Origin of the sequence: Granulicella sp. S190 (assembly GCF_009766095.1) — a bacterium.
Classification (GTDB): Bacteria; Acidobacteriota; Terriglobia; order Terriglobales; family Acidobacteriaceae; genus Edaphobacter.
Genome location: NZ_LMUD01000039.1, coordinates 3,159 through 30,132 on the forward strand (window position 1 = coordinate 3,159; position 26,974 = coordinate 30,132).

The window sequence follows — 26,974 nt, forward strand, 5'->3', positions numbered from 1 at the left end:
GTACATCCGTTCTGTTCCCTTCACAAACGGATTCAGAACAAATCTCTCCGCCGTCAGCTCCGGACGGTTCAGATAACCTCGCGCTACACCAAATCCACCAATGTAAAGCTCACCAGAAACACCGATCGGCACAGGCTCACCAACTCCATCCAAAATGTAAATCTGCGTGTTCGCGATCGGACGGCCGATCGGAATTGAGTTTGCCACCGCGTCCCACTCATTAAGCAGATACATGGTCGACCAGATGGAGGCTTCTGTGGGACCATAAGCGTTGATGAGGGTCCGCCCGCGGCTCCAACGCTTTGCCAGGTCGGTCGTCATTGCCTCGCCAGCAGATACCAGGAAACGGACAGAGCTGAGCGTAACGTCATGAGACAGCGCAGCTAAAACCGCAGGAGGGAGGGTGATGTGCGTGATCTGATTCCGTTCGATGACGTTCACCAGTCCGTCCTCTGTGTGAATATCATTCTTCGGACACAGATAGAGAGAGCCGCCATGGCACAAGGCCATGGCAATCTCGAAGACAGAGGCATCGAAGCTGGAAGACGCAAACTGCAGAACTCGGCTGTGTGCGTCGACTACTATGGCATGAGCCTGCTCCACGATCAGGTTTGAGAGGCCCTGGTGCTCGACAACAACTCCCTTGGGTCTGCCGGTCGAGCCCGATGTGTAGATGACATATGCCGCGTGGGCCGGGCTCAGTTCCAATTCGGAGCGTTCGAGATTTCCATCCGGGTAATCCTCCCAACGGATGCTCTCGTCATCCAGAGATACCACTGCCGTCGCTGGCCTGACCGACCCATCGAATAACTTTTTGAGCGAGCCCTCGGTCAGCAGTGCGACCGGTTCTGCGTCTTCCAGCATGAAGTGCAGTCGCTCTTCCGGATAGCTGGGGTCCAGCGGGACATACACTGCTTCCGCCTTAAGAATGGCCAGCAGACCGGCAATCATCGCAGGACCGCGCTCCATGCACAAAGCCACCCGATCCTGCGGCTTGACATGCAGAACATGCAGATATCGCGCCAATTGGTTTGCTTGGCGGTTCAGTTCACCATAGCTGAGCCTGCGATCACCAAATACGATTGCGGACGCTTCAGGATTTTGTCTGGCATGTGCCTCAAAGTGCTCGTGCAGAAGTAACGGCGTCGTCCCTTCAGCCTTCTTCGCGCCGTTCCATCCGAAGAGCACCTGCTCCCGTTCTTCTGCCGGCAGCATGGAGAGACGCGCGATCGGCTGCCCCGGATCGCGAACGATGGCTGAGAGAAGGTTCTGGAAATAAGCGAAGTAACGCTCAATCGTGGTCCGCTCAAAGAGTGCCGTGGCGTACTCGAAACTTCCGATGATACGTCCGCCTACCTCGGCGATATCCAGTGATACATCGAACTTTGCTGGACGATGGCTTAGCTCCAGCCTTTCGAGCTTCAGGTCGCCCAGCTCCAGCCCTACAGTCTCGCCGTTCTGCCAGACCATCGTGGCCTGATAGACCGGCTGATACGAAAGACTGCGTTCCGGACGAAGCGCTTCGACGACCTTTTCGAACGGAATATCCTGATTTCTCTGAGCGCCGGTTGCCTGATCTTTCACCCGCAGCAATGCTTCTGCGAATGTCGGCTGACCGGACAGGTCCACCCGTATGGCCAGAGTATTAACAAAGAAACCAATCAGGCTCTCCCACTCTGAGCGAGTGCGGCCAGCGGTCGGCGATCCGATGACCACCTCATCCTGCCCGGACAATCGGCTTAGCAGCGCTGCCCAGGCTACCAGCAAGGTCATATACAAGGTGGCGCCGTAGCGGCGGCTAACATCCTTGAGTCCTGCGGTGAGAACTGCGTTCAGATTTACAGGCACCGCTGAGCCGACGTAATCCTGCTGTGCGGGACGTGGACGATCCAGTGGCAGCATCAGCAGAAGCGGCGCTCCATCGAGGGTCTGCTGCCAATACTTCGCCTGAGCCTCAATTGTGCCTTCACTCAGGCTTTCACGTTGCTGTGAAGCGTATTCCGGATATTGCATCGCAGGCGGCGGCAAAGACACCTCGCCGTTCCTGCTATACGCGTCGTAGAGAGTTCTCAATTCCCAGTTCAGTACACCCACCGACCATCCATCCACGATGATGTGGTGCATAGTCAGAAGAAGTACATATTCCTTCTCTCCTGTACGTAATAGCTGCCCCCTCATAAGCGGACCGACCTCGAGATCAAAGGGAGCGTCAATTTCCTGGGCCATCTGGACAGCTAACTCACCTTCTACATCTGCGTGCGTTCTCAGATCGAGTATGGTAAGCGGGAAATTGGTCTTTTCATACGCAATGCGCTGGACTGGAGAGCCATCCACCTCAAGAAACGTCGTCCGTAGAACATCATACCGCTCCACGATCTGGTCGAGTGCCCGCTGCAACGCTGTACGATCAAGATTTCCCTGGATGCGCCAGCTTAGCGGCACATGATATGCACGACTGCTCTCTTCCATGTGCGCCAGGAACCAGAGACGCTGCTGTGAGAAGGAGAGCGGCCAGTCTTTTCTGCGGACGGGCGGAAGAACAGTCGGCTCTGCTGTGGACAGAGCAGAGGTCTCAGCTTCTCCATCTATCGAACGATGCACTTTCTGCTGCATGGAAGCTACGGGCTTCTCTTCAGCAGGTTCCGAAGCGAGTACCGTTTCCATTTGCGCTTGATGTTCACTGACTAGATGCTCCGACAACCGCGCAATCGTCGTGTGTTCAAAAAGCGTAGCGACACTCAGCCCCACGTTGTAGCGGCTGTTCAGCTCGTTGCAGAACTTTGTCAGATAAATGGAATCGAAGCCGAAGTCGTACATTTCTGCATCCGCATCCAGCGATTCACGATCAACCTTTAATAACGAAGAAGCGGCTCTCAGCAGAGCGGCCTGGACCTTGCCACGTAATACACCATTTGCCGCATGGACGGGCGCTGTTACCTTTGCACTGACATCTTCCTCGACCGCGATATCCACATGCAGAATGCGGCGCATCTTGTCGCGGCTGGCATCTGCGACAAGCACCTGCGATCGTCCGGAAGATACGGCTCTATAGAGCGCGGTGAACCCCTTTACCGCCTCAAGCGGCACCATTCCGGCGTGAAGACTCATGCTTCGGTGTGTCTCCACGTCGATCTGCATGCCACCTTCCGCCCAGAATGGCCAGTTGATCGAGAGCGTCCGGCCGCTGCGTTGCCCCTGTGTCACAAGGCGATTGCGATCCTCCGCGTATGCATCGAGGAAAGCGTTCGCAGCCGCATAGTCCGACTGCCCAATGTTCCCGAGGACACCGGCGAGAGACGATATGAGCACCATCCAGTCTAGTTCGATGTCTCGAGTCGCTTCATCCAGATTGACGAGCCCGGCAACCTTCGGCGCCAGCACAGCCCGTACCTCCTGGTGCGTCTTATTGATCAGCAGGCTATCCTGCAATACTCCCGCAGCGTGGATGATCCCGTTCAACCTGCCGTATTGATTCTGGATCCGCTCAACCAACCGCAGGACCGCTTCGCGATCTGTTACATCTACGGCGTGATACGCCGCGCGAGCGCCGTTCTGGATCAGACGATTCACTTCAGCGACGATATCTGCATTCATGCTTGATCTGCCGGTCAGGACGATCGAAGCATTCCTGGTCCTGCAGGCAATTTCCCGTGCGAAAAGTCTCCCCAGTCCGCCCGCTCCGCCGGAGATCAGATAAACTCCGCCATCCTTCCAGAGAGATTTCTGATGTTTGGAATTGATCTCCTCCCAGCTTCGTATCTGACGCTGACCCTGTTCATAGCGGACAACCATAGAGCTGCCATCGCGGAAGTTCTCGTCTAGATCATGAAGAATCTGTCGCACCGAGACATCGGCCTCCACTATGATGAGCTGCCCTGTTACTCTAGGATTTTCCTGCAGGGCAGACTTCAGCATTCCTGACAGTCCGGCAAAGACACTTTCGGCGCTGGAGGAGGGAACCACAACCTGCAGCAGGATCTCCCCGAAAGAACGCTGCGCCATGATTCTCTGAATCGTCTGCAGCAGTTGCTGCGCTGCCGTTGTGAAGCGTTCCGCGATATCCTCACCTTCATCGTCGATCCATACGACGCTGGCTTTGTTCAACGCTTCTTCTAGGGCTGTCCGTTTGGACCTGAGTCGATTTCCTACGCCGATCACCCAACGCTCTGCAGATTTCTGTGACGTATTGAGCTGCTTGCGATCTGGCGCATTTTGCCAGACAGGCTCGAAGATCAGCAGTTGATGGACTGCCTCGTTTTGCACTCGCCTTGCGGTGAGATTTCGCATGCATACCAGGGCGCGGCCCTGCGCATCGCAGATATCGACGTGCATTCTGCGCAGTGATTCGCCGGCTCGATGGCTCTCACTGTAGCGCACCCAAACCCATGCGTCTGTCGAGGGCCGGCCGTAGATCTCCACCTCGTCCACTGCAAACGGCAGATATGCGGACAGCTCGCAGCTCTCCTGCTCCATAAGTCCAATTGCGGCCTGTAAAGAAGCGTCCATCAGGCTGGGATGGAGCATGTAATCCGAACTCGTTTTCTGCACGCAATCCGGAAGCTGTACCTTCCCCAGGACCTGCCGAAGGCCCTTCGCGTCCGTTCCGATATCGATGTACTCCAGTCCACGGTGGGATGTGCCGTAACGAATACCGCTCTCTTCAAGAAAGCCGTAGCATTGCTCGCCGCTCAACCGCTCTCCGCACGTTCCCCGAAGCTCCGGAAGATCCAATCGCAGAGACTCTTCGCGGGTCAGCAATTCTGCGATGCCTTGGCTGTGTATGACCGCCTCAGCGTCGACTGCCTCGCGCGTATATATCTTGTAGGCGACTGCCCCGTTCTCTTGCAGAGCAAGAGCAGTTCGTATTTCCACGGGCTTCTCATCGACAACAACCGGTTGCGCCCAGACCACGTCTGTCAAACGTATTGGTGTAAAGGGTTGAGGAAGCCGTAATGCGTCATTCACCGCCGAACGGGCGATCTCCAGATATACGACTCCCGGCAGCACACGCTTTTGCTCAACTCGATGATCTTCCAGAAAGAACTCTTTGCCGGTGAAGCGGGTGCTGTAGCAGTGTTCGCTCAGCGTGGATACATTCTGGTGAAGCAGCGGATGCAGCACAGCAGCAGGCGCCGTCATCGTCACAGCTTTGCTACTCGCTGGAAGCCAGAATGTATTGCGGGCAAACGGGTAGGGGGGTAGGCTTATCCGCGAATAGTTTCTTCCCTCAAAGAGCTGTTTGAATGGCAGTTGGTAGCTCTCAACAAAGAGTTCCGCCAAACCTGCGAGACGGTCCAGATACTCCTCATCGCTCACAGGCTTCCGGCAAGCTTCGAGGCAATCTTTCCCGTAGCGCTCCAGTGAGAACCGCTTCTCGCCCGTGTTCTCAGGGGACTGATAGACATGATTTGCGTTGCCCTTGTTGAGCCAGGTCTCCAATTGGGCAATGAGTTCGTTGCTAGAAGCCGCGACGCAGGCCAGGCGATGGGCTAAGTGCTTGCGGCCGGTGAGCAAGGTGAAGCTCATGTTGCCGCAATCAACGGCCGGGTTCTTCTTGCAATGTTCCAGCAGACGCTCCACCTGCTGCCGGAGCTGCGGCATCGTCCTTGCCGAAAGGACAATGAGATATCCCGGCATTTTGTCATGGATTATTTGCGCGCGAGGCGCTTCTTCCAGCACCGCATGAGCATTGGTGCCGCTGAATCCGAAAGAGCTGATCGCCGCACGGCGGCTGTTTCCTTCTTCGGCGGTCCAGTCCTCCAGCTTCGTGGGGACATAAAAAGGGCTCGATGCGAAGTCGATATGCGGGTTGCTGGTCTCGTAGTGCAACGATGGCGGAATCTTGCCATGCTTCAGCGAAAGAAGAATCTTTGTCACTCCGGCAACACCTGCAGCGGCGGCGGTGTGGCCTATGTTGGTCTTGATCGATCCAAGCGCACAGTACTGCTTCCTTTGCGTATCCTTGCGAAACGCATTGTTCAACGCTTCAAATTCTATTGGATCGCCGAGGCGGGTCCCTGTTCCGTGCGCCTCCACCATCTGGATGCTGCCCGCATTGATCTGAAACCGCTCATACACGTCTCGCTCCAGTTGCTCCTGTGAGAGGGCACTGGGCGCAGTTATTCCGTTCGTCGCTCCATCCTGATTGATTCCGGACCCCCGGATGATTCCATAAATGTTGTCGCCGTCCCTCTGGGCTTCACTCAGCCGTTTTAAGACAATGACCCCGCAACCCTCTCCCGGCACAAACCCTTCGGCGCGTTCGTCGAACGTAAAGCATTTTCCTTGCCTGGAAAGCATGGAGGCTCGATTGGCGGTGATGTAGAAATCCGGGCTGCACTGAACCAGAACCCCTCCCGCCAAAGCGAGGTCGGTCTCTTGAGACCACAGGCTCTGGCAGGCTAGATGAATCGCCACAAGCGAACTCGAGCATGCCGTGTCTACAGTAATGGCCGGCCCTTTCAGGTTCAGGTGGTAGGAGATACGGGCAGAGATGACCGATCCCGCGTTTCCCCACATCGCTTGCGCCGGGGTCTCGTCAAAGTCGTTGTAACCCTTGATGTATTCGCCCCCGCAGTAGCCCGCGAAGATACCGCACCGGACGCCATTTACCGCATCGCCGGCATAACCCGCGTCCTCCAACGCTTTCCAGCTCTCCTCAAGGAAGATTCGCTGGTTTGGATCCATAAAGGCGGCTTCATCCCCGGAGATGTTGAAGAAAAGAGGATCGAACTGGTCGATTCCGTTGAGAAAGCCTCCCTGCATGCAGTCTCCTGAAGCAGGACTCCACTGCGACTTATCCCATCGAGAGATGGGACTGATCAGGTCATCTCCTTGAGCCAGATGGCCCCACAATTCATGGACATCGTCTGAACCGGGATAGCGTCCGCTCAGCCCAATGATTGCGATGGGTTCACGGACTCTCTTATCTGTTTCGTTTTCGCGCGGGGCATGATTTGTCTCCGACGCAATCGTTTCAGACTTGAAGTGGTAGGATTCCGGGATGCTCACGACAACCTTGCCGATATTCTCTCGATTCTCCAGACATGCGTAGGCTCGCTTCAACTGATCGAACGGAAAGGTCTTCGCGATAGTCGGACGAAGCCTTCCCGTCTGCGTAAGCTGGATCAGCTCTTCCTGATAACGCCGGATACTTTCAGGCCTGGACTGCGCCAGCCTCGCAAGGTCAACGCTGTGAAACTGCTGATTGTCGTTGAGAACCGAGAGATCGACACTCCTGGCTTTCTTCAATGCAGTCATCGCGAGTTCGACATATCGACCGCCCGCAGCCAGGCAACGCATGCCCTTCTGCATCGCGTCACGCGGAAGCGTGTTGATCACGACATCGACACCTCTCCCACCGGTCAGTCGATAAATCTCTTCTTCGAAATCCGTGGTTCGGTAATTGATCAAGTGTTGTACCCCTTGCCCCGCCAGAAATCTGAGCTTTTCTTCCGATCCGGCTGTCGCGTAAACCTCGGCACCTCGATTCTGCGCTAACTGGACACCCACCAGCCCCGTGCCTCCGGCGGCTGTCTGAATGAGAACCTTTTCTCCCTTCGCGAGATTGATCCTCGAGAAGGCATGAATCATCGTGATCGCAGTGGCAGGCAAAGAACACGCCTCTTCGAAAGACAGTCCAGCAGGCTTCCTGAACACCCAGTCTTCATGACAGATGGCCAGGGTCGCATGCCCACCCAGCTTTCGCCACATTGTCCCGATAACTTCGTCGCCCGGCACAACCTTCGTGACGGAAGCTCCGGCTCGAACCACGATTCCACTTACTTCAAAACCCGGAGTGAATGGATAAGGCGGCATGTTCGGGTACAAGCCACGCGCACAAAGCAGGTCACCAAAGTTAAGAGAGAACGCCGCGACGGCAATCTGGACTTCCTGCTCGCCAACAGTGGGAATCTCAGCTTTCACGATCACAACATCATCAACGCTCCCTGGCCCCTTGATAAGAACCTTGTGGTAATGCTTCCTTTCGCTCAGGCGACTATCGGAAGATTCACTTCCTGCATGCCGCTCCTCTGCGTGTTCCGAGGTTCGATCCGATGCTCTCTCAACGGGCGCAGCAGCAGTGGCTTTGTCCTCCGGCTTACGCTCCTCTGCACGAGATTCTTCAACCGAACGTTGCTTCTTCGAGAGGATGTGGCGAACCAGTGCTTCCACGGTGTTGTAGTCAAAGATGACGGTCGCCGGCAGAATCAGTTCGCATCGCCGGCTGATCTGATTGACCAACTGCACGGCGATGATCGAATCCACTCCCAGATCAGCGAAATTGCGATCGTCTTCGACTTTGTCTTCATCAAGCTTCAGGACCTCCGCTATGGTTTCGCGGATCAGTTGACACATTTCTCTCTCACGGCTTGGAATCGGCCGGATGTTCTCGCGCCGAACTCCAACTGGGGTCACAGGGTTCTGCTCTCCGGTGCGGATAAAGCCAGACTTGCTCGCGGCTCTGTCTGTCTTCAAAGGCGATACAGGCGCCGATACCTTATTTGAGGCAGCACGCTGTCGAACAACACCATCGCTCACGGCAACGATGACTTCCTGACCTGGCATATCGTCTGATCTCGCAGGAAAGCCAATGGAGTGGAATCCCTCACGTTCCAGGGCATTCCGCCAACTGTTGCCGGATAAGAGTGGAGACCCGCCGATTCGCAGAGCTTCATCTTCGTAAAGCCACCATCCACTCAGAAGACCGAAGGTGACATGGGCGAAGACCTTCTTGCTCGTGATCTCATTGAGCAACAGCAGGCCATTCTGCTTCAGAGCAGCCTTCGCGTTCCGCAGCGACATGCACACGTTGCGCGTTGCGTGAATCACGTTGGTCGCTACAACGAGGTCATAGCGGCCGACATCGATCCCCTGTTCCAACAGTGGTTTTTCTACATCAAATATCTTGCATCGCAGGTAGGGCGCGATGCTCCGGTACTTTCTCTCTGCATGTTGCAGAAATGCTACGGAAAGATCCGTATAGCAATACTCTTCGATACGATCGCGAAGGGATGACAGTTTCTGAAATATCTGGGCACTCGTTGCTCCTGTTCCGGCGCCTATCTCGAGGATCCTGAACTTTCCCGCGTTAACTTCGGATCTCTTCGATACACGCGTGAAGATCATTTCAGCCAAAAACCTGTTGAAGTAGTCAGCGACTGGATTGTTGCTGTAGACGGACTCGACAAGCTCCATCGACGAATTTGGAAACAACAATTCAGTAGCACCGCGCCGCCCCACAAGAATGTCCGGAAGATTGCGAAGCGTCTTTTCCGCCAGAAAGGCCTGCGCCTTCAGGGTCGGATCGGCATCCCAGTGAGACTTTTCCTGTTCCCATCTTTGCCAAATCTCGTTCGGATCGGCTGCTTCGAGCATTACGACGCGATCGCTCATACCACTCAGGTGTCCCGAATCCTGCAGCAGGGAGAGGCTTTCTGTTATCCAGCGGTCATATAAAGGAAGCACATTTATGCGTGCCTTCCACTCCGCGAGTGATCCGTTCATGCCTCCAAGGCCCATCGCGCGCAGCTGCGCATAAAGTACTTCAAGGATCATCAGATCAAACGATTCGTTCATCGGCGGCATAATGCATTCATCTCCGTGAGTGAGGATGGAAAAGACTAGACGCTTCCCATCCCTCACCTTGTTGGTTCTTGATTTCGTTTTGGACCGGCGCACGAGAAGCCGCCGCAATCCTGATTGCTTCTAGTGCTGCTCTATGGCGCGAGGACTGTGAGGCATTCTTCCTCTTCCGTATCGAGATACTGGATGCCCTGCGTTCCCATTGCTTTCACGAACACCTGCTGATCAAGAGGCCCTGCAAGCAGGTTTTCCATGGCCTGCATTGCCTCTGCCGGTTCAATGGAACTGCATCCCAATTGGGCCATGCGATGGCGATAGTGTTCCGAAGATACGACGCCAACGCTCCCCCAGTATCCCCAACTCATAACCTTCACCGGGTACGACACACGAGCCCGAAGCTGCGCGGCAAATGCGTCCTGGAAGACGCTTCCCGCTGCGTAGTTGCTCTGACCCGGAGCCATGGTGAAGCTCTGGATCGAAGAGAAGAACAGGATGAAGTCCAGGAGCTCTTCCGCCACGATGTCAGCCAGCCAGACGCTGGTATCGACCTTGGAAACAAGTCCGGCGGCAAACCGGTCTTCCTGCATTCGCCCAATCGTCTGATCCGCAAGCACAAGAGCAGAATGGATCACGCCATGGATGAGTCCATATCTTTCCTTGATCCGGCGCCAGGCGCTTGCGAGTTCATCGCGATTTGCGGCATCGGCCTGAATGTATTCAGGCATGGTCCCGACGGAAGCCAGATGCTCCATGCTGTCTCTCAGCTCTTGATCCGGCGCGCTTCGGCCGATCCAAACGATCCTGGCGTCGTACATCCTGATCAGGTACTCGGTCACAACCTTACCGAGTCCTCCAGCTCCACCGAGCAGCACATACACTCCGCCCTGTCGAAACCTTCCCTTCACAGAAACGCTCGATGAGCACCCTACGAGATGCTGCCGATACCACTCACCTTGCCGGTACGCCCAGGCCTTCCCGTCTGCGTCGGGGGGCAGATTCATTCCCGTTCGAATGTCCCAGTGTCCATCCGGCTGTGCATCGATCATTCGCACCGGCCATTGAGGAAACTCTTTTGCGAGCGTTCCCACGAAGCCATGTACCCCCGCGTGGGTCGCATCATTTCTCCATGCAGACCGCAATGCTTGCGTACCGTGAGTCACCACGGTTAAGGCGAGAGCACGGCTGTCGTATCCAAGCTGCAGGAGTGCTTTTGTTAATCGAAAAAGCTCTTTCACACCTTCGTTTTGCGCCTGCGGAATGAGCTCAAATTCGTTGCCTCTATCCCTCACAGCAGGGGCCAACCAGACGAGATGATCGATCTGGCCGCACTCTTCAATTGCATCGGCGATTGCCTGCACTTCACAGCAGGCCGGAGGATTCAGATGTTTCGCGTCGGGATACAACCGGCGCAATGCGTCGAATACCTCGCCATCTCCGCCGATCACCACCATGTTGCTGTTCGCTTCCTGACGGGACGGATGCCAAGGATTCACAGGCTCTGCCTCCCAGAATGGAGCCAGGGTCAGGTTCCCACCGTCTTTCAGCTCTTCTGCATCCACGTCCGCATCATCCTGGAAATTTTGCATGTGGCGATCGAGCGAATCCACACGCGGACTGCGGCCTACGAACTCGCGGATCTGAACCATGACGAAACCATCTTCATCGGTGATGTCCAGATCGATTTTGTTGATGCCGCCCGCTAAAGACTGGTCATTGCTCGATCTTGCCCATACCCACACCACCTCACCGGGCTCTGCGAATATCTGCATCTCCTCAAGCGAGAAAGGAAGATACGGATGGATTGCCCCACTGAACTGTGTGAAAGCCATCGGAACCTGTAGTGCGGCATCGAGAAGGCATGGATGTATGCCATAAGTATCCTTAGCGCTTCTTACATGCCGAGGGAGGACCACTTTCGCTAGAGCATGCTCCTGTCCCTGAGAATCCCTGCCTAAGTCGACAAACTCGACTCCCTGGTAAGACACACCATGATGGACACCAGACCTCGCGACCATGTCGTAGAAGTCCTGACCTGACAGATGGCTCTCTGCACAGAGTTCGCGGAGCCGCATCAGATCTAGGCGCGATCTTTCATACGCGCTGCCCAGTTGCATCTGGCCTTGGCTGTGGACCGCGACATCGCCCGTCTCCGCGTCCATGGTACACAGCTCATAACGAACATGCCCGGGGCCCTCTTCTGAAAGGCTGAGCCGCAGATCCACTTCGATTCCTTCTGCGATGACCGGATGCATCCACGCAATCTGGTAGAGGCGGAGCGGTACGACGCTTGTTGAGGGAATCTTCCATAAAGCCTGCGCGGCCTCTCGTGCTATTTCGAGATGAACCGTGGCCGGCAACACAGACTTGCCCTGAACGATGTGGTCCGCAAGAAGAATATTCTCCGTGGCAATCCTCGACCGGTAAACTCTATCGCCCACAGCCGGTTCGGCGAGCTGCAATAAGGGATATGAGGTGTTCGCGGATGCCGTGGGACCCGAGACCTTCGTGGCTGGAACCCAGTAGCGTTCGCGAGCAAAGGGATAAGTGGGAAGACTAATTCTTCTGGGCCTTCCAGCGCCGTAAAGTGCGTCCCATGGGATCACCGCGCCTCTCACCCATAGATCGAGTATCGCTTCATACTGGCTCTTCTCGATCCACAACTGGATTGCCTTGTCTGTCTCCTTCTGGAGATTGACAACATCGACGTTATCTCGACGATTTCTGACAACCCCGCGCCAGATTGCATCACTTCTTTCGGCTCCCGAAACAACCTGCCCGAGCTTGTCCCTCAGTTCATCGATGTCCGTCACGTACATGGCGAGCCGGTGATCCATGGCGTTACGTCCGACCTGCAGCGTGTAAGCTACGTCCGCCAGACGAGCCTGCCCAAATTCGGGGGACGCAAGCGCATCCAGTAGCTGCCGCGCCTGATCCTTAAGCCGCTCCTCGTCGCGTGCAGACAACACGACAAGGGCTGGACGAGCATCCTTCTGTTTCAAAGTTGCTTTCTGTACCGGTGCATACTCTTCCAGAACCACATGGGTATTTACCCCGCCCGCGCCAAAACTGCTTACTCCGGCTCGCCGCGGAATCTGCCTTCCCTGCGAATCCTCGAAGGAAAGCCATGGCTGGTTATGCTGTACGACATAGAACGGACCGTCTTCCAACTGGAGGTATGGATTCAGCCGCTCGCTATGCAGAGTCTTAACCAGCGTGCGGTGCTTCATCTGCAGCAAGACTTTCACTAACCCGGTTACGCCTGCGGCCATCTCCAGATGGCCAAGGTTGCTTTTTACAGATCCGAGTCCGCACGGCATTCGGCTATCGTTGGATAAGGCTTTTGCCTCGTGAAGCTTCTGAAATGCGCTTTTGATTCCGTTGATCTCGACGGGATCTCCGAGCGATGTGCCGGTTCCATGCGTTTCGAGATAAGCAACCGTGCGCGGATCGGTGCCAGCAAGCAGATGCGCCCGAAGGATGACTTCTGCCTGCGCCGTCATGTTCGGCGCCGTGAGAGAGCTTGCCCGTCCCCCGTGATTCTCCGCGCTGCCGACGAGGAGACCGTAGATATGGTCTCCGTCCTTCTCCGCCGCCTCTAATCTCTTCAACACGAGAACTGCTATGCCTTCACTTCTCACATAGCCGTCTGCACCCGCTGCAAACGCCTTACAACGCCCGTCCTGCGCCAGCATCCCTGCTTTACTGAGGCTGATGTGCCCCTCCGGCGTGAGGATCGTATTCACGCCGCCTACAATGGCCAGGTCGCACTCGTTGTTTACCAGGAGCTGTATAGCACGATGAACGGCAACAAGTGAGCTGGAGCACCCGGTCTCAACCGGTTCGCTCGGACCATGCAGATCGAGAAGGTAGCTGATCCGGTTCGGCCCCAGTGAAGTGAGCGAATTTGTCACGCTATAGGCGTTCAGGCCAACAGAGGCGCTGGCAAGCAATCCACTGTAGCCGCCCGGCATCATTCCGATGAGGACGGCGGTTCTGCTTCCGGCTAAACTTGCGGGCGCATAGCCGGCATCTTCAATCGCCTGCCACACATGGGTCATCAGCAGACGTTGCTGGGGATCCATCATCTCCGCTTCGCGCGGGGTGATGTTGAAAAACATCGGATCGAAGTCATCGATGCCGTCAATAAAACCGCCCCACCGGATGTTCGTCTTTTCCTCTTCGCTTGCCGGGTCTCCCCATACCGCTTTCCAGTCCCAACGCGCGTGAGGAATCTCGGTGATGGAATCGCGTCCCTCGACCAGGTTCTTCCACAGTTGCCCTACATCTGCTGCCCCGGGAAATCTCCCACTCATCCCGATGACTGCAATCGAATTGGACGCAGACTCTTTTACGGGAGCGCCATCGGCCGGCCGCAACGCTTCCGATTCGGTGCTCGATGTGTCGCCCGACAAGTCAGACGCAGCCTGTTCCTCGGGATGCGACCCTTTCTTTTCCTCACTCGCCTTCGTGAGTCGCAAAGCGACGACGGGATGCTCCACCACCAGATAATCCGCTACCATGGCTATTGTGGAGTGCTCGAAGAATAGCGCTGGGGTAAGATCCAATCCTCCTACCTTGTTGATCTCACCGGAAAGTGCGGCGAGGGTAATCGAATCGAATCCAAGCTGATAAAACCCTTCGTTGACATCCAGATCTTCAGCCGGGAGCATAAGTAACTGCGAGATGATCCGTAGCAGCTTCTCCTGCAGAGCCAGCCGCAGCTCATGCTGTGTCATCTTCGGTTCGGTCATCGCTTCGCTGTTCGCGGACGGACTCACTTCAGCCACAGCCGTTCTCGCTGATTCAATTTTTCTGCGAGACTCCTTGTGCTCGGGGATCCAGAACTTATCGCCGCGAAAAGGGTAAGTAGGCAGGCTGACTCGCTTATATTGAGTGCCGGCAAAAATCTTCTCGTATGGAAGCGAGTATCCCTGCGAATACAGCGTGGCTATCGTGGTCAATCTCTCGCGATATTCCGTGGAATCGAGACACCAATCGAATGTGTCAAGAATCTCCCGGCCGCGCTTCTCCATAGAGACACGAATCGGCTGCTTCGCATCGTCCCAGCTGGAAATGCCTGAAGCCTTCCCATGCGATAGCCAATGCTCGAGTGCGGCCATGGGGGAATCATTCGCGTCTACAACGCAGGCAAGACAGCATGCGAGATGTTTCCGGCCAGTGAGCAGGGTGAAGCTGCAGTCACCATAATTCACATCGGCGGTTGCCGCGCAGTAACGCAGGAACTGTTCAACTTGCTGCCTAAGTTGCTCAGGCGTGCGCGCGGACAATGCGATGAGATACGCAGGGACATCCGCACTTGTCCTGACCGCAGGTGGCGCCTCCTCCACGACCATGTGAGCGTTCGTTCCGCTTAGCCCGAAGGAGCTGACCGCCCCGTGCCGGAGTCCCCCTGCTTTGACCTCCCAGGATCTCAGATTTCGATTCACGTAGAACGGGCTGTGCTCAAAGCTTATATGTTCGTTGCTCCGTTCAAAGTGCAGTGAAGGAGGGATCTGCCGATGCTGCAGAGAGAGCAGCACCTTGATTACACCGGCGACACCAGCCGCCGCAGTGGTATGTCCCAGATTCGTTTTGATTGAGCCGATGGCGCAATACTGCTCCACATTGGTGTATTGCTGGAATACATTCTTCAGCGCGTTGTACTCGATCGGATCGCCTAATTTCGTTCCCGTACCATGGGTTTCCACCATCTGAATCTCTTCGGGATGGATGCCGCTGATTTCATAGACATGGCTTATCAACTGCTCCTGCGAGAGCATGCTCGGAGCGGTGATTCCATTCGTCGCCCCATCCTGATTCACTCCTGATGCGCGGATCGTGCCGTGAATATGGTCCCTGTCCGCAAGCGCCCGGCTCAAACGCTTGAGCACTAACACCCCACATCCCTCGCCGGGAACGAAGCCGTCGGCCCGATTGTCGAAGGTCCTGCAGCGTCCGCTCGGCGAGAGCATTCCTGCACGGTTTGCCGCGATGTAAAAGTCCGGGGTGCATTCCATAGAAACACCGCCGGCCAGCGCCAGATCTATTTCCCCACGCCAAAGGCTCTGGCACGCGAGATGCATCGCGACCAGAGAGCTGGAGCAGGCAGAGTCGATCGTAATCGCCGGCCCCCTCAGATTCAGGTAGTACGAAATTCTCGAAGAAAGAAGGGACGGAGCGTTCCCCCACAGCGCCTGCGCGGGAGTTTCAGGCGTGGCCAAGTGCTCATCAAAATAATCGCCGCCACAGTATCCCGCATAAACACCGCATCTTGTTCCCTCGACCTGGTTCCCCGCATACCCGGCATCTTCCAGGGCTTTCCAGCTCTCTTCCAGGAAGATTCTCTGACTCGGATCCATATAAGTGGCTTCGGTTCCTGAGATATTAAAAAATTGCGGGTCGAATCGATCGATCTCATCGAGAAAACCGCCGTCACGACAATCACCATCGCGAGGCGTCCACTGGGATAGATCCCATCTGGATACGGGACGAACCAGATCGTCTCCGGACGCCAGGTGTTGCCACAGTTCCTCAGCATTCTTCGAACCGGCATATCGCGCGCTGAGGCCAATGATGGCAATCGGCTCATCACGGTCTTTCTCACCACGGTCAATACCTACCGAAAACTCTGCGGCCTTACCCGCACGGTCGGTCGGTTTATCTTTGCCGCTTGAAATTTCCGGCTGCACTTCATGCGATTCTGATTGGCTCTCCTGAAGGAGGAAGGCAAGCTCCGCGCCATGTTCGGAGAGGAGATAGGTTGTCAGCTTGTCCACAGAGCTGTAGTCGAAGAGGATCGTCGACATCAGGTTCAACCTGAATATCTCGTTGATTTCCTGAACCAGCTGAACGACTGTGATTGAATCCACGCCATAGTCTGCGAAGGAACCATTTGGCTGGATACCATCGATGCTCATCCGGAGAAACTGGCTGACCTTTTCCCGGATCGTGTGTTGCACTTCAGCTCGGAGCGTACCTTCATCAACACTCTTTGTTGCGATTGAAGGGCGTATCTCGGCCGTCACCTCTTTGACGCTTACCGAACCGCTATGCTGCTCTGGCTTCGAATCGACAGGCTTCTGTCCCCGGGCAAACTCCTGGCGGATCAGGCCGTCACTTTGACCCACGATGACCTGTTGTCCCAGCTGCCGCGCTGCCCTGACCGGAAAGCCTATAGAATGGAATCCTTCCTTCTCCAGGACAGAAAGCCAACTCTCGGGTGTCAGAACAGGCGACCCAGAAATCCTTATGGCGTTATCCTCGCAAAGCCAGAAGCCTTTCAGCAGACCGAAGGTAACTTGAGCGAATATATCCTTGTCTGTGATCTCATTCAGCAGAAGAAATCCATTTGCCTTAAGCGCGGATTTTGCATTCCGCACGGTCGCGTGAATGTTGCGCGTGGCATGAAGAACGTTGGTCGCGATAACGATGTCGTAGCTTCCGATGTCAATCGACTGGCCATCGAAGGGCAACTCTGCGTCCAGAATTCCGTAACTTAGAAATGGATTTTCCTGACCGTAATTCCTCTCTGCATGACGCAGGAAAGCAGGCGACAGATCGGTGTAGCAGTACTCCTCCATCCTCTCCTTATGCTTCGTAAGCCTGCGGAGTACCGACGCAGTTGTGCCACCGGTTCCGGCGCCTATTTCAAGTATCCGAAGCCTAATATCTGTCCGGTACTTTCCAACCTCTTTCACGTACTTTTCAACGAAATCTGCAACGGCCTCGTTGAAGTAATCCGCCACGGGGTTGTTTTTATAGACTCCCTCAACAAGCTCCATGGAGGAGTTGGGGAAAAGAACCTCGGTAGCAAGGGTGCGGCCCGTCAAAATGGCAGGAATTGCTTTGAGTGCTTTTTCTGCCAGCTCGGCCTTTGCCTTGAAAAACACATCGTCGCGCCAGATGTTTTTTCTTTCTTGCCACTGCCGCCAGATAGCCGACGAATCCCTCCTGCCCTTCTCAGTAAAATGGCAAAGCTCATTGTCATAAACGACGTAGCCGCGCTCGTTCAGGAGCGTCAATGACTCCTGCAGCCAACCGGCGTAGAAACCGGGCATCTGAACGCTGTTGCTCCAGTCCTTCACCGAAGCAGCATCTTCCCATCCACCGATCTCATACAACTGGGCAGACAGCAACTCGAATAAGAGAGACTGGAAAGTCTGATAGCTTCCCGCCGCATTCCATCTGTTGATTTCTTCCTGCAACGCTCGTCCTGTGCTTTCAGGCTTCAGCTCTGTAGAGATGGAGATGGCCTCGTGGTCTGCGCGGAACATCCGTTGCGAAACGCCAAGAATCTCTATAGCTGATGGGTCGGTCACGTTCCAGAATGCGAGCTGGCGAAATGGACCGGCCAGCAACTTCTCTAGGGCCTCCATGGCGGGAACGGCTTCCACGGATCCCCATCCGGCCTGCTGCACACGCTCTCGATACGCTTCTGTTGCGACCACCCCGACGCTGCCCCAGTAGCCCCAGTTCATGGTTTTCACGGAACACTTCAAAGTCCGTGCGAGATGACTGGACCATGCATCCTGGAAGCTGCAGGCAGCCGCGTAGTTGCTCAGCCCAGGGTGCTTTGTAAAGCTCTGGATGGAAGAGAAAAACAGAACAAAGTCGAGCGGCTCTTCCTTCAGCAGTTCCCCTAACCAGAGACTCGTATCGACCTTGGCAGCAAGAACAGACACTAACTGTTCCTCTTCCATACGCCGGAGGCTCTGATTTGCCAAAGTGACGATGGAATGGACGACGCCGTGTACGGTCCCATATCGTGCGCGGATGGCCGTCCAGGCCCGTCGAAGAGCATTGCGATCTCTGGCATCGGCGCTCACGTAGTGTGGAGCTGGACCCAACGCTGCAAGCCGCTCGATCTTGGCAGTGATTGCATCATCCTGCGCGCGCCGCCCGATCCAGACCACTTGGGCTTGGTAGCCTCGAATCAAGTATTCGGTGAGAGCCTCCCCGAGGCCGCCTGCTCCGCCGAGAATCACATACACACCCGCACACCGATACGCACTTATCTTAGGGTCGGGCACATCGCATACAACCAGCCGCTGACGGTGCCACTGCCCATTTCGATAAGCCCATGCGCCTCCAGTCTCGTCCGGCGGTAAAGAGAAGATTTCACGGAAAGGCACGTCGCGGTTACCATCCGCATCCACAACACGGATGCGCCATTTCGGACACTCTTTTGCCAATGACCCACATAATCCGTGTACACCGGCATGCGAAGGATGGTTCGCTTCGGATGGTCGAACGACATGGGCGCCATGGGTCACAACGGTCACGCCTAAAGCTCGGTCCTCATAACCAAGTCTGAGCAGCGCCTTCATGATCCTGTAACCCAGGATTACTCCTTGCTCCTGCTGCCTGGCGATCTCGCCTGCCTCTGTTTCATCCGCGACCGGACACAACCACAACAAATGGCTGATCGTACTCGTCGATTCGAGCTGCTGCCCAATACTGCTTGCACTCGATGCGGAAAGAACCTGGGCATCGGGAAACATCGTCCTCAATGCTGCATGTTGTTCTTCGTCTCCGCCAAGAATCGCGACTCTCTCAGTCGTCAGCGGCCACGCAGAATTCGATACAATGATGGCCGGGTCCCACACTGGCGCCAGCATGAGATCGCCCGTCAGCATTGAATCCAGCTTTTCCCGAAACTCCGTTACTTTATCTAGAACCATTTCAGCGACCGGCTTTTTCGTCGGTTCCGTCTCGTGCGACAGCGAGGGAGACTCTACCTGCAGCGAGTCCTTCACTTCGCTCGAATCACCATGCGGCCAGTAGCGTTCACGGGAAAACGGATACGTAGGCAAACTGATCCGCTTTGGCCTTCGATCACCATAAAGCTCGCCCCATGACACAGAGAGACCCACAGTCCACCCCTTCAGAAGCTTCGCGGCATTGCTTTTCGCGAGCCCCCGTGCAAGCCACGAACGAATCATCGCGGCCATCTCATCGTCGCTTGTGAAGCCTTTCCAGCCTTCACTGCTGCTCTCGACCTCTCCCAGAAATATCTCTTCGTTTTGCGTCTCCTCATCGAGGTAAGCCTGCAGCTTCGCCTTCGCTTGATCGAGGGAGTGCGCGGCGAAACCGAGCCGGACGCGAAGAGCCTCGCGCCCAACCTGCAATGTGTACGCGAGATCAGCCAGATTGACGTCGACATGACGGTTGATGTGTTCCAGCAACTGCTCGGCCTTAATCTTCAGATCTTCCGTGCGCCGGGCCGACAGGACAATCAGCAGCGGGTATGCCACTGGCGTTTGCGGCGCATCCGCAGGCTGCAGGTACTCTTCAACGATGACGTGCGCATTCACTCCGCCAAACCCGAAGGAGCTCACACCGGCGCGGCGCGGCAGCGAATGCCCGGCGGAATCCCGAAATGCAACCCATGGCTGCGTCTTCTGCACAACGAAGAAAGGACTATCGTCAAAATCGATATAGGGATTCAGTTCGTCGCAATGCAGACTTTTGACGAGCGTCTGATACTTCAGCTGCAGCAGCACTTTGATAAGGCCGACAACACCAGCAGCGACCTCAAGATGACCGATATTGCTCTTGATGGATCCAATCCCGCAGGTTCCTTTCTCGAGGCCCTTGTCCAGTTCTGTGAATGCGCTCTTGAGCCCCTGTATCTCAATCGGGTCGCCAAGTTCGGTCCCCGTGCCATGAGCCTCAACGTAGCCGATCGTACCGGGATTCACACCGGCGCGCGTCAATACCATTTTGATCAGGTCAGCCTGTGCACGCGGGTTGGGAGCTGTGAGTGATTTGGCGCGCCCGCCATGATTCACGGCGCTTCCCCGAATCAGCCCATAAATGTGATCGCCGTCGCGTTCTGCCGCCGAAAGCGGCTTCAGGAAGAGCATGCCAATTCCCTCCCCACGTACAAAACCGTCTGCCTGCGCAGAGAAACTCTTGCAACGCCCCCCGGGCGACAGCATGCCCGTCCGGCTCAGTCCTTCGTGAAAATCACTCCACAACAATGTGTTAATTCCACCAACCACCGCCTGGCTGCATTCGCCGCTACGCAGGGATTGAATCGCACGATGCACCGCGACAAGAGAGCTTGAGCAGGCTGTATCCAACAACTCGCTCGGTCCGTGCCAATTCAGCCAATAACTCATCCGGTTGGGGCCCATCGCTCCCCACATGGCTGCAGCGCTGTGCCCCTCAATTGCCTCCCCAGCCTGGCTCAGAAGATTTCTGTATCCGCTGGCAAACATCGCCATAAAGAGACCGGTATCACTTCCTGAAAGACCTTCGACGGAGTGCCCCGCATCCTCAATCACTTTGTAGACATGAGTCATCAGGAGCCTATGCTGTGGATCCATCGCCTGCGCTTCCCGCGGCGAGATACCAAAGAACAACGGATCAAATTCATCCAGGCCCTCCATCACTCCGGCATGGCGAATATGCGGAACAGTGCCCCACCGATCAGGAGGAAGAACCCCCACGCAATCGCGCTCAGCGATCAGGTTGCGCCACAGGTCGTCTGGATCTTTGGATTTTGGAAAGCGCCCGCTCATTCCGATTATCGCTATCGGCTCGATCTCGGCCAGGGGAGGGCCTTGACGAAGTGAGTCTGCGCTGCCGGAATCAGGCATCGGTTTCTCTACCGAAGGCCGGTCGGAGTCATCAGTCGGATTCCTCTCCACCAAGGTGGCTTGCTGCACTGGGTCGACCGCCCGAGTGAGGCGGCGACGCACAACTGAAAGCGCAGAATGGAAATTCATCTCGTCTCCCTAATATCCCTTCTCTGATATCCCTTTCAGGCAACGCCTGACGATCGCGGACATCTCCTCGCGCACCTCACGTCCGGAGACATGGAGACTCTCATGACTACTACAAGTGCTATTGCGCTAGCGTTAGCATCTTGCTATTACAGCTTTTATGAGCACCGAGTATGGAAGATCGCCACTAGAGCCTGTATTGCAGGCGAATCTGCTCCTCCATACCCTGCAGTAGACGGCGAGTCTCAGGTGACAAACCCTCAATTGCCGATTTCACTTTCACAGGATCGAGGAATGGATCACCGCCGCAAAGCGCACTGCGCAGAATCGTTAGATAAGTCGCGTGGAAGGAGGCCTTGTTGAGTCGAAGTTCATTTGGCTGCCACCAGAAGTTGACGTTTATGTTGACATCGCCCTCGTGAAACAAGGCGTGGTGCCAGTAGGAGGGGATGAAGAGCATGTCACCCTCTTCAAGCACACCTTCCAGAGCCCTTGCTGAACGGAAGGCAGGAAAGCGCGCTTCGTCAGGCCTTGTAATATCAATCTGGCTGAAATTATGACCGCCATTGGAGTTCTGAATCCCGCTGAAGGGATAGAGAGACTGGCTTGGATGGAAGAGAAGCACTCTCTTCTGGCCCTTGATCTGCGCGTTGAGATTGTGACTCCCATCGCCATCATAATGCAGCGCGGCAACGACACCTTTCGCACTCAGCCAGAAGCCGATGGTATTGATCGCTCCATCACAGTATTCAGGCAGCTCGATATCATTCATCAGAACTGACAGCTCAGAATCTGTCTGGCTGTAATTCGAAACGATCCGCACATCGTCGCCGCTCAAATACTTCTTACTTCTCTCCGGCCGATTCGAAGCAATCAGGTCGATGTAATCGCTAAACTTCAATTCGCTGAAGCCCACCTGCATACCAGAGAAAATATCCGGATATATTCCGGTGGCAGAGTCTTTGACGCGGACAACCTTCTCGCCGATCAAGGAACGAAGGCGATCGAGCGTCCACTCGGAGTAAGCTTTCCACTTCCTGGTAGCACCTGCAAGGATGACAGGCTTGCTGGGAATGACAAAATTCTTAACAAATTCTTCTTTGGTAGCCGATTCAATTCTCGGTACCTGTCCTTCAATCTTCATCCACTTCTCTCCATCATTCCCATGCAATTCCCGCACCTTTTCTCGCGAAGGAAGCAACCCAGGATCATCAGGACCCTGGCTGTAAAAATTCAACGAACGGAGACGCTGCAAATCACCTTCGCTGAACAATTACGGCCTTTTCACTTTATGAGACGATCGGGGACCTCACTTGGTTACAACCCCTTGCCGCCGGATTTATTCCGACTCTCCATGGAAAAGCTACTCTTCAACTCCAACTGGAGATCGACAAGGGAACTACACCCATGTCTCATCTTTTAATCACAAAACGTTTGAAGATATATCGTTGATTCACTGCCGCGCGTTGTGCGGAGACAAAAGGTTAGTATAGAAAGCGGAGAGGTAATTGCTCCCGTTACTGGATGGATCGCCTCGACTTGAAATGCCAGCGGTTGCAGGGAACCTCGGTAGTCGAATCTGCCTTTTATTTCTGGGTGCGTTGTGGGAAATGAATTTTAGAAGCTTGGCTATCAAGCAATATCCCCGAGATATTCCACATACCCGCTCGAATCTTCATACCCGGCTGCAGGTCAAGATCAGTGATCGCGTCGCCGTATACCTTCCCTCAAGAATCTGTGGACAGAACCGACCCACGAAGTTCAGTCTGGTCCTGAAGATCTCAGCTTCTAAATCGATCTCCACATGTGCTTGATGGAAATCCAACCAGCATTGCTCGAGCGGATACCAGACTTTGTACACGCTTTCCTTGATGCTGAATAGGAGACGATCAAAGCAAACTTTCTCGTCCGTCATGTTTGCGATCCATTGCCGCTCCTCCGGTCGGGCGATGAGTTCGAGCACTCCCGGGGGAAGGGCTTCATTCGGTTCGGCGTCAATGCCGAGGCTCCTGTACCGTGGCTCTGTCGTTACTGCGGCAGCGCAGTAGCCACCGCAATGCGTAATGCTACCGATAACATGCTTCGGCCACAGCGGTTCACCATGCAAGCCTCGAAGAATCGGGCTCGGGGCAATTCCCAACAGGCCCAAAGCGGCTCGCGCACACGTCCGGCCGGCAGTAAACTCCTCTCGGCGCTTGCTTACCGCATTTGGAGTTAATAACTCTGTCTCGCCATCGAGTAAGCTACCGCCGAGTGTGCCGATCTGCTCAGAGCACATTATCCCGGGCGGAACAAGCGTAGCCATTAGCATTGCCACTTTGTCGTCAGCCATGGCAGGTTTACCTTATCTGTATCGTGTATTTGCCTCAGCGACAATTCTTGGAAGTGTCTCGTGAGTAGTCAGGATCTTGGGAATAAACCTTCCGCTCGATTGTTTATTTATCGCTCCTTAATCCAAGATCTTCATTCTGAGCCTCATTTGCATCATTCCATAAAGTTGCCTGATGATATAGCTACTGTATGACTCGCATTTCGTCATTGCCGTCTGCAATGATGTATGGACTCACGCGCATGGACTATGAGCTCATTACCGAGATGTGCCGAATCGTGGAATCATATTGCGAGTTGTTTTCGCTTTCGTGCTTTATCACCTTCAGGGAAGACTTGTGTCTAGACCTCAAGTAGCGTTTTTGTTCTCAGGGCAAGGGTCGCAATACTTTGACATGGGTCGCGAACTCTATGAAGACAATCCAACTTTCCGTTACTGGATGGATCGCTTAGACCTCGAGCATCGTCGCTTGCAGGGTATCTCGATACTGGAAATACTCTACCGGAGCGGTTACAAACGATCCGCCTGTTTTGATCAACTCCAGTTGACGCATCCTGCGATCTTTATTTTGGAATACTCTCTTGCGCAAGCCTTATACGAAGCGGGAGTGGAGCCAGATGTCGTTGTAGGGTCAAGCCTTGGCATCTTTGCGGCGGCGGCAGTTGCTGGCGTGCTCCCTGTTCAAGAAGCGCTTGCATCTGTAGTACAGCATGCGCGGAACGTGGAACTAACCTGCGATGCTGGATGTATGATTGCCGTTTTAGCCCCGATTGCAGCGTTCACGGCGAGCGGACTGGCCCGATGCAGCGAGCTTGCCGCAATCAATGCTGACTCACATTTTGTGATAAGTTCGACAGTTTCAGCCGTAGGGCAGATCGAGCGCATCCTTACAGAAAATAGTCTGACCTACCAGAGATTACCTGTACATTTTGCCTTTCATTCTCGTTGGATTGAAAGATCGGCTCCCATTAAGAATCAGTGGCGGAGGCTTTCGTTCCGTTCGCCGCAGGTGCCGCTGTTTTGTTGTGCGAAGACTCGGGTTTTAACCTCGATCTCCGCCGACGATCTCTGGGATGTGACTAGGATGCCTATCCGCTTTCGAGACTCGATCCTTGGGCTAGAGGCTCTGAAATTTTGGCACTACGTCGATGTGGGACCGTCTGGTACGCTCGCAACGTTCACGAGATACATCAGCTCGGCCGCCGCTAAGGAATCCCGTATACATAAGATTCTCTCTCCGCTCGGTGGCGATCGCGAAGGTTGGTCCAAGGTAATCGCAGTGCTAGGCCCTGGACATTAGGGGGTCCTGCGCTCACATTGCAAGCAAACTCCAGCTCGAACTGGCAGTCTGATAGCTGTGATCTATCTATCCCCGGATTTTGCAGTTTTGTGACTGCGACACGCACAACAGCAATCCCCGCTATAGCTTGGCCGAGTGGTGGAACCTTCCTCGTAGGCGAACTCCTAAAACGCAATTTTCATTCGACCGCTTAGTGATTTGACAATCACGTGTTCCTGCAGACAAAAAGAACAGCAATTATCGCGTTGCCGCCTAAGAAAAGTTACAGGAGCAACGATATTGCCGTGTCCAGCACACACTCGGCTCGCAGCTCACAATAATTTGCAACTGCCAAGCGTTTTGCTGTAACTAATCGCAGTGGAATCACTCTCACTATCATATCGATCAGGTGAAGAGGCAAACACTCAATACCTTGTCGTGCAGTCTCTCAAAAGAGTCCGAATTGGTTTCTGCCCTTTGTGAGTTTTCCTCAGTCGAAAAATGGCTAAGCGTGACCGCCATGCAGTCAGAAATACGAAACGGTCGCAGTCTATCGTCTCGCAAATGGTTCAGTCGCAGAATCAGCTGTGAGAACAGGAGTCGCAGTCTTAATAACCGGGAATGCCACTGGTATGCCAATTATCTGATTACAAGTTAGTGCAATAGTGCCGTTCAAGTATCCAATTTTAAAATTCATGCGCTAGAGCTTTGACGAAGCATCTGTCAAGTCCATCTGGGAGATTTTTGTGTCATCACTTTACATCCACGGTATCGGGCATTTCCATCCACCGAACATCATCGACAATAAGTTCTTGGAAAACTTAGACATCGGAACATCCGCCGCTTGGATTGACGAGCGCTTGGGGATTCGCGAGCGTCGAACAGTACTAGACCTAGATTACATTCGCACAACCAAGAACTCCGACGTGCGTGCTGCAATCGATGCCTCCCTTTACACGAACACCGATACAAGTGAGAGAGCAGCAAGAATGGCCCTCAGAAGAGCTGGGATTCACGCTTCAGAAATCGGGTTTGTGCTATCGGGCAGCAGTGGCCCCATCCATTCCTCCCCACCCGAGGCCTGTATGCTGGCGGATCGTTTGGGAATTGTGCCGGTCGCATTCGATGTCAATTCTGCTTGCAACACCTTTCTAACTCACTGCTCCGTCGCACAAGCATGGCTGGGCCAACATGAATGCGACTATGGTCTTCTTGTGCAGGCCGAAAACTTCACGAGATCCTTAGACTATAGTGAACGAACCAACTGTTCCCTAATGGGAGATGCGACGACAGCTGTAGTTGTATCGACAAAACACGCATCGTGTTTCAGCCTTGAGCAAATCAGAATCGCCGCCTTGCCAAGCTTATGGCAAGCCGCAGTGATAACTGCAGGCAAGCATTTCATCCAGAGAACGGCTGCGGTCAAAGAGTTTGCGCTCGCATATCTTCAGCGGGGCATTCCTTCCGATCATGACTCATTCGTAGTCTTCCATCAAGCAAACCTTCGCATTCTAGAGACTTCGATAAGCAAGCTTGGGATCCCGCCTGAACGGCATCTTTACAATGTAGATCGTTTTGGCAATTGTGCTGCGGCTGGTTCCGTTAGCGTGCTCTCTGAGAACTGGGACCGGCTGTCACAAGAATCCGCTTCGGTTGCAATTTCTACAGTGGGGGCCGGATTAACTTATGGCAGCGCTATCCTTTTGAGTGTCCCCAATGATTGAGGCATTCTCATTGATTTTTAAATTAAGAGATATTTATTCAGTTCAAGAAGCGCGACCGCCGGATGTCCCGTAAATTCCTGAAATATAGTCCGAAGGCATCAGTGCTGCATTTTTAGAAATTCCCAAGAGGTCAATCACAAGATGTAATTGCGTAATAGAAATTGAGGACCAGTATTGAAATGATGGGCTTGGCAAAAACTAGTCCAGATTGAGAGTTAGTTTTTGGCGAAATTGAAGGGCCTAATTTTCCTGTACCAAGGTCAGAGTTAGTCTTCGACCTGTTTAGGTTCAGCGAACTCTCTCGGCGTCCTGTCATCGAGAGAAGCGT

6 protein-coding genes are annotated in these 26,974 nt (G+C 54.6%); 2 read left to right on the top strand and 4 right to left on the bottom strand.

What is annotated here, in order from left to right:
- The 4 genes from GSQ94_RS16775 to GSQ94_RS16790 form a co-directional block, all read right to left on the bottom strand.
- Positions 1 to 9,588, bottom strand: a 9,588-nt coding sequence (locus GSQ94_RS16775) for a non-ribosomal peptide synthetase (protein ID WP_216843120.1), incomplete at its 3' end; no start/stop codon positions are given.
- A 131-nt stretch (positions 9,589 to 9,719) separates the two neighbouring features.
- Positions 9,720 to 21,317 (bottom strand): SDR family NAD(P)-dependent oxidoreductase, encoded by an 11,598-nt coding sequence (locus tag GSQ94_RS16780; protein WP_158945017.1) that lies wholly within the window; start codon positions 21,315 to 21,317, stop codon positions 9,720 to 9,722.
- Positions 21,318 to 21,501: 184 nt separating this feature from the next.
- Positions 21,502 to 22,458: a cupin-like domain-containing protein gene (locus GSQ94_RS16785; protein ID WP_158945018.1), complete on the bottom strand. Its 957-nt coding sequence runs from the start codon at positions 22,456 to 22,458 to the stop codon at positions 21,502 to 21,504.
- Between the two features lie 531 nt (positions 22,459 to 22,989).
- On the bottom strand, positions 22,990 to 23,646 hold the full coding sequence (locus GSQ94_RS16790) for a 4'-phosphopantetheinyl transferase (protein ID WP_158945019.1): 657 nt from the start codon (positions 23,644 to 23,646) through the stop codon (positions 22,990 to 22,992).
- Between the two features lie 358 nt (positions 23,647 to 24,004).
- On the opposite strand from GSQ94_RS16790, the gene GSQ94_RS16795 reads away from it, so the two are divergent.
- Together GSQ94_RS16795 and GSQ94_RS16800 are read left to right on the top strand one after the other, a co-directional pair.
- A complete protein-coding gene (locus GSQ94_RS16795) occupies positions 24,005 to 24,943 on the top strand; it encodes an acyltransferase domain-containing protein (protein ID WP_216843121.1) in 939 nt (312 codons plus the stop codon).
- A gap of 725 nt (positions 24,944 to 25,668) precedes the next feature.
- Positions 25,669 to 26,646, top strand: a complete 978-nt coding sequence (locus GSQ94_RS16800; RefSeq protein WP_158945021.1) for a 3-oxoacyl-ACP synthase III family protein — start codon at positions 25,669 to 25,671, stop codon at positions 26,644 to 26,646.
- The last annotated feature ends 328 nt before the right edge of the window (positions 26,647 to 26,974 follow it).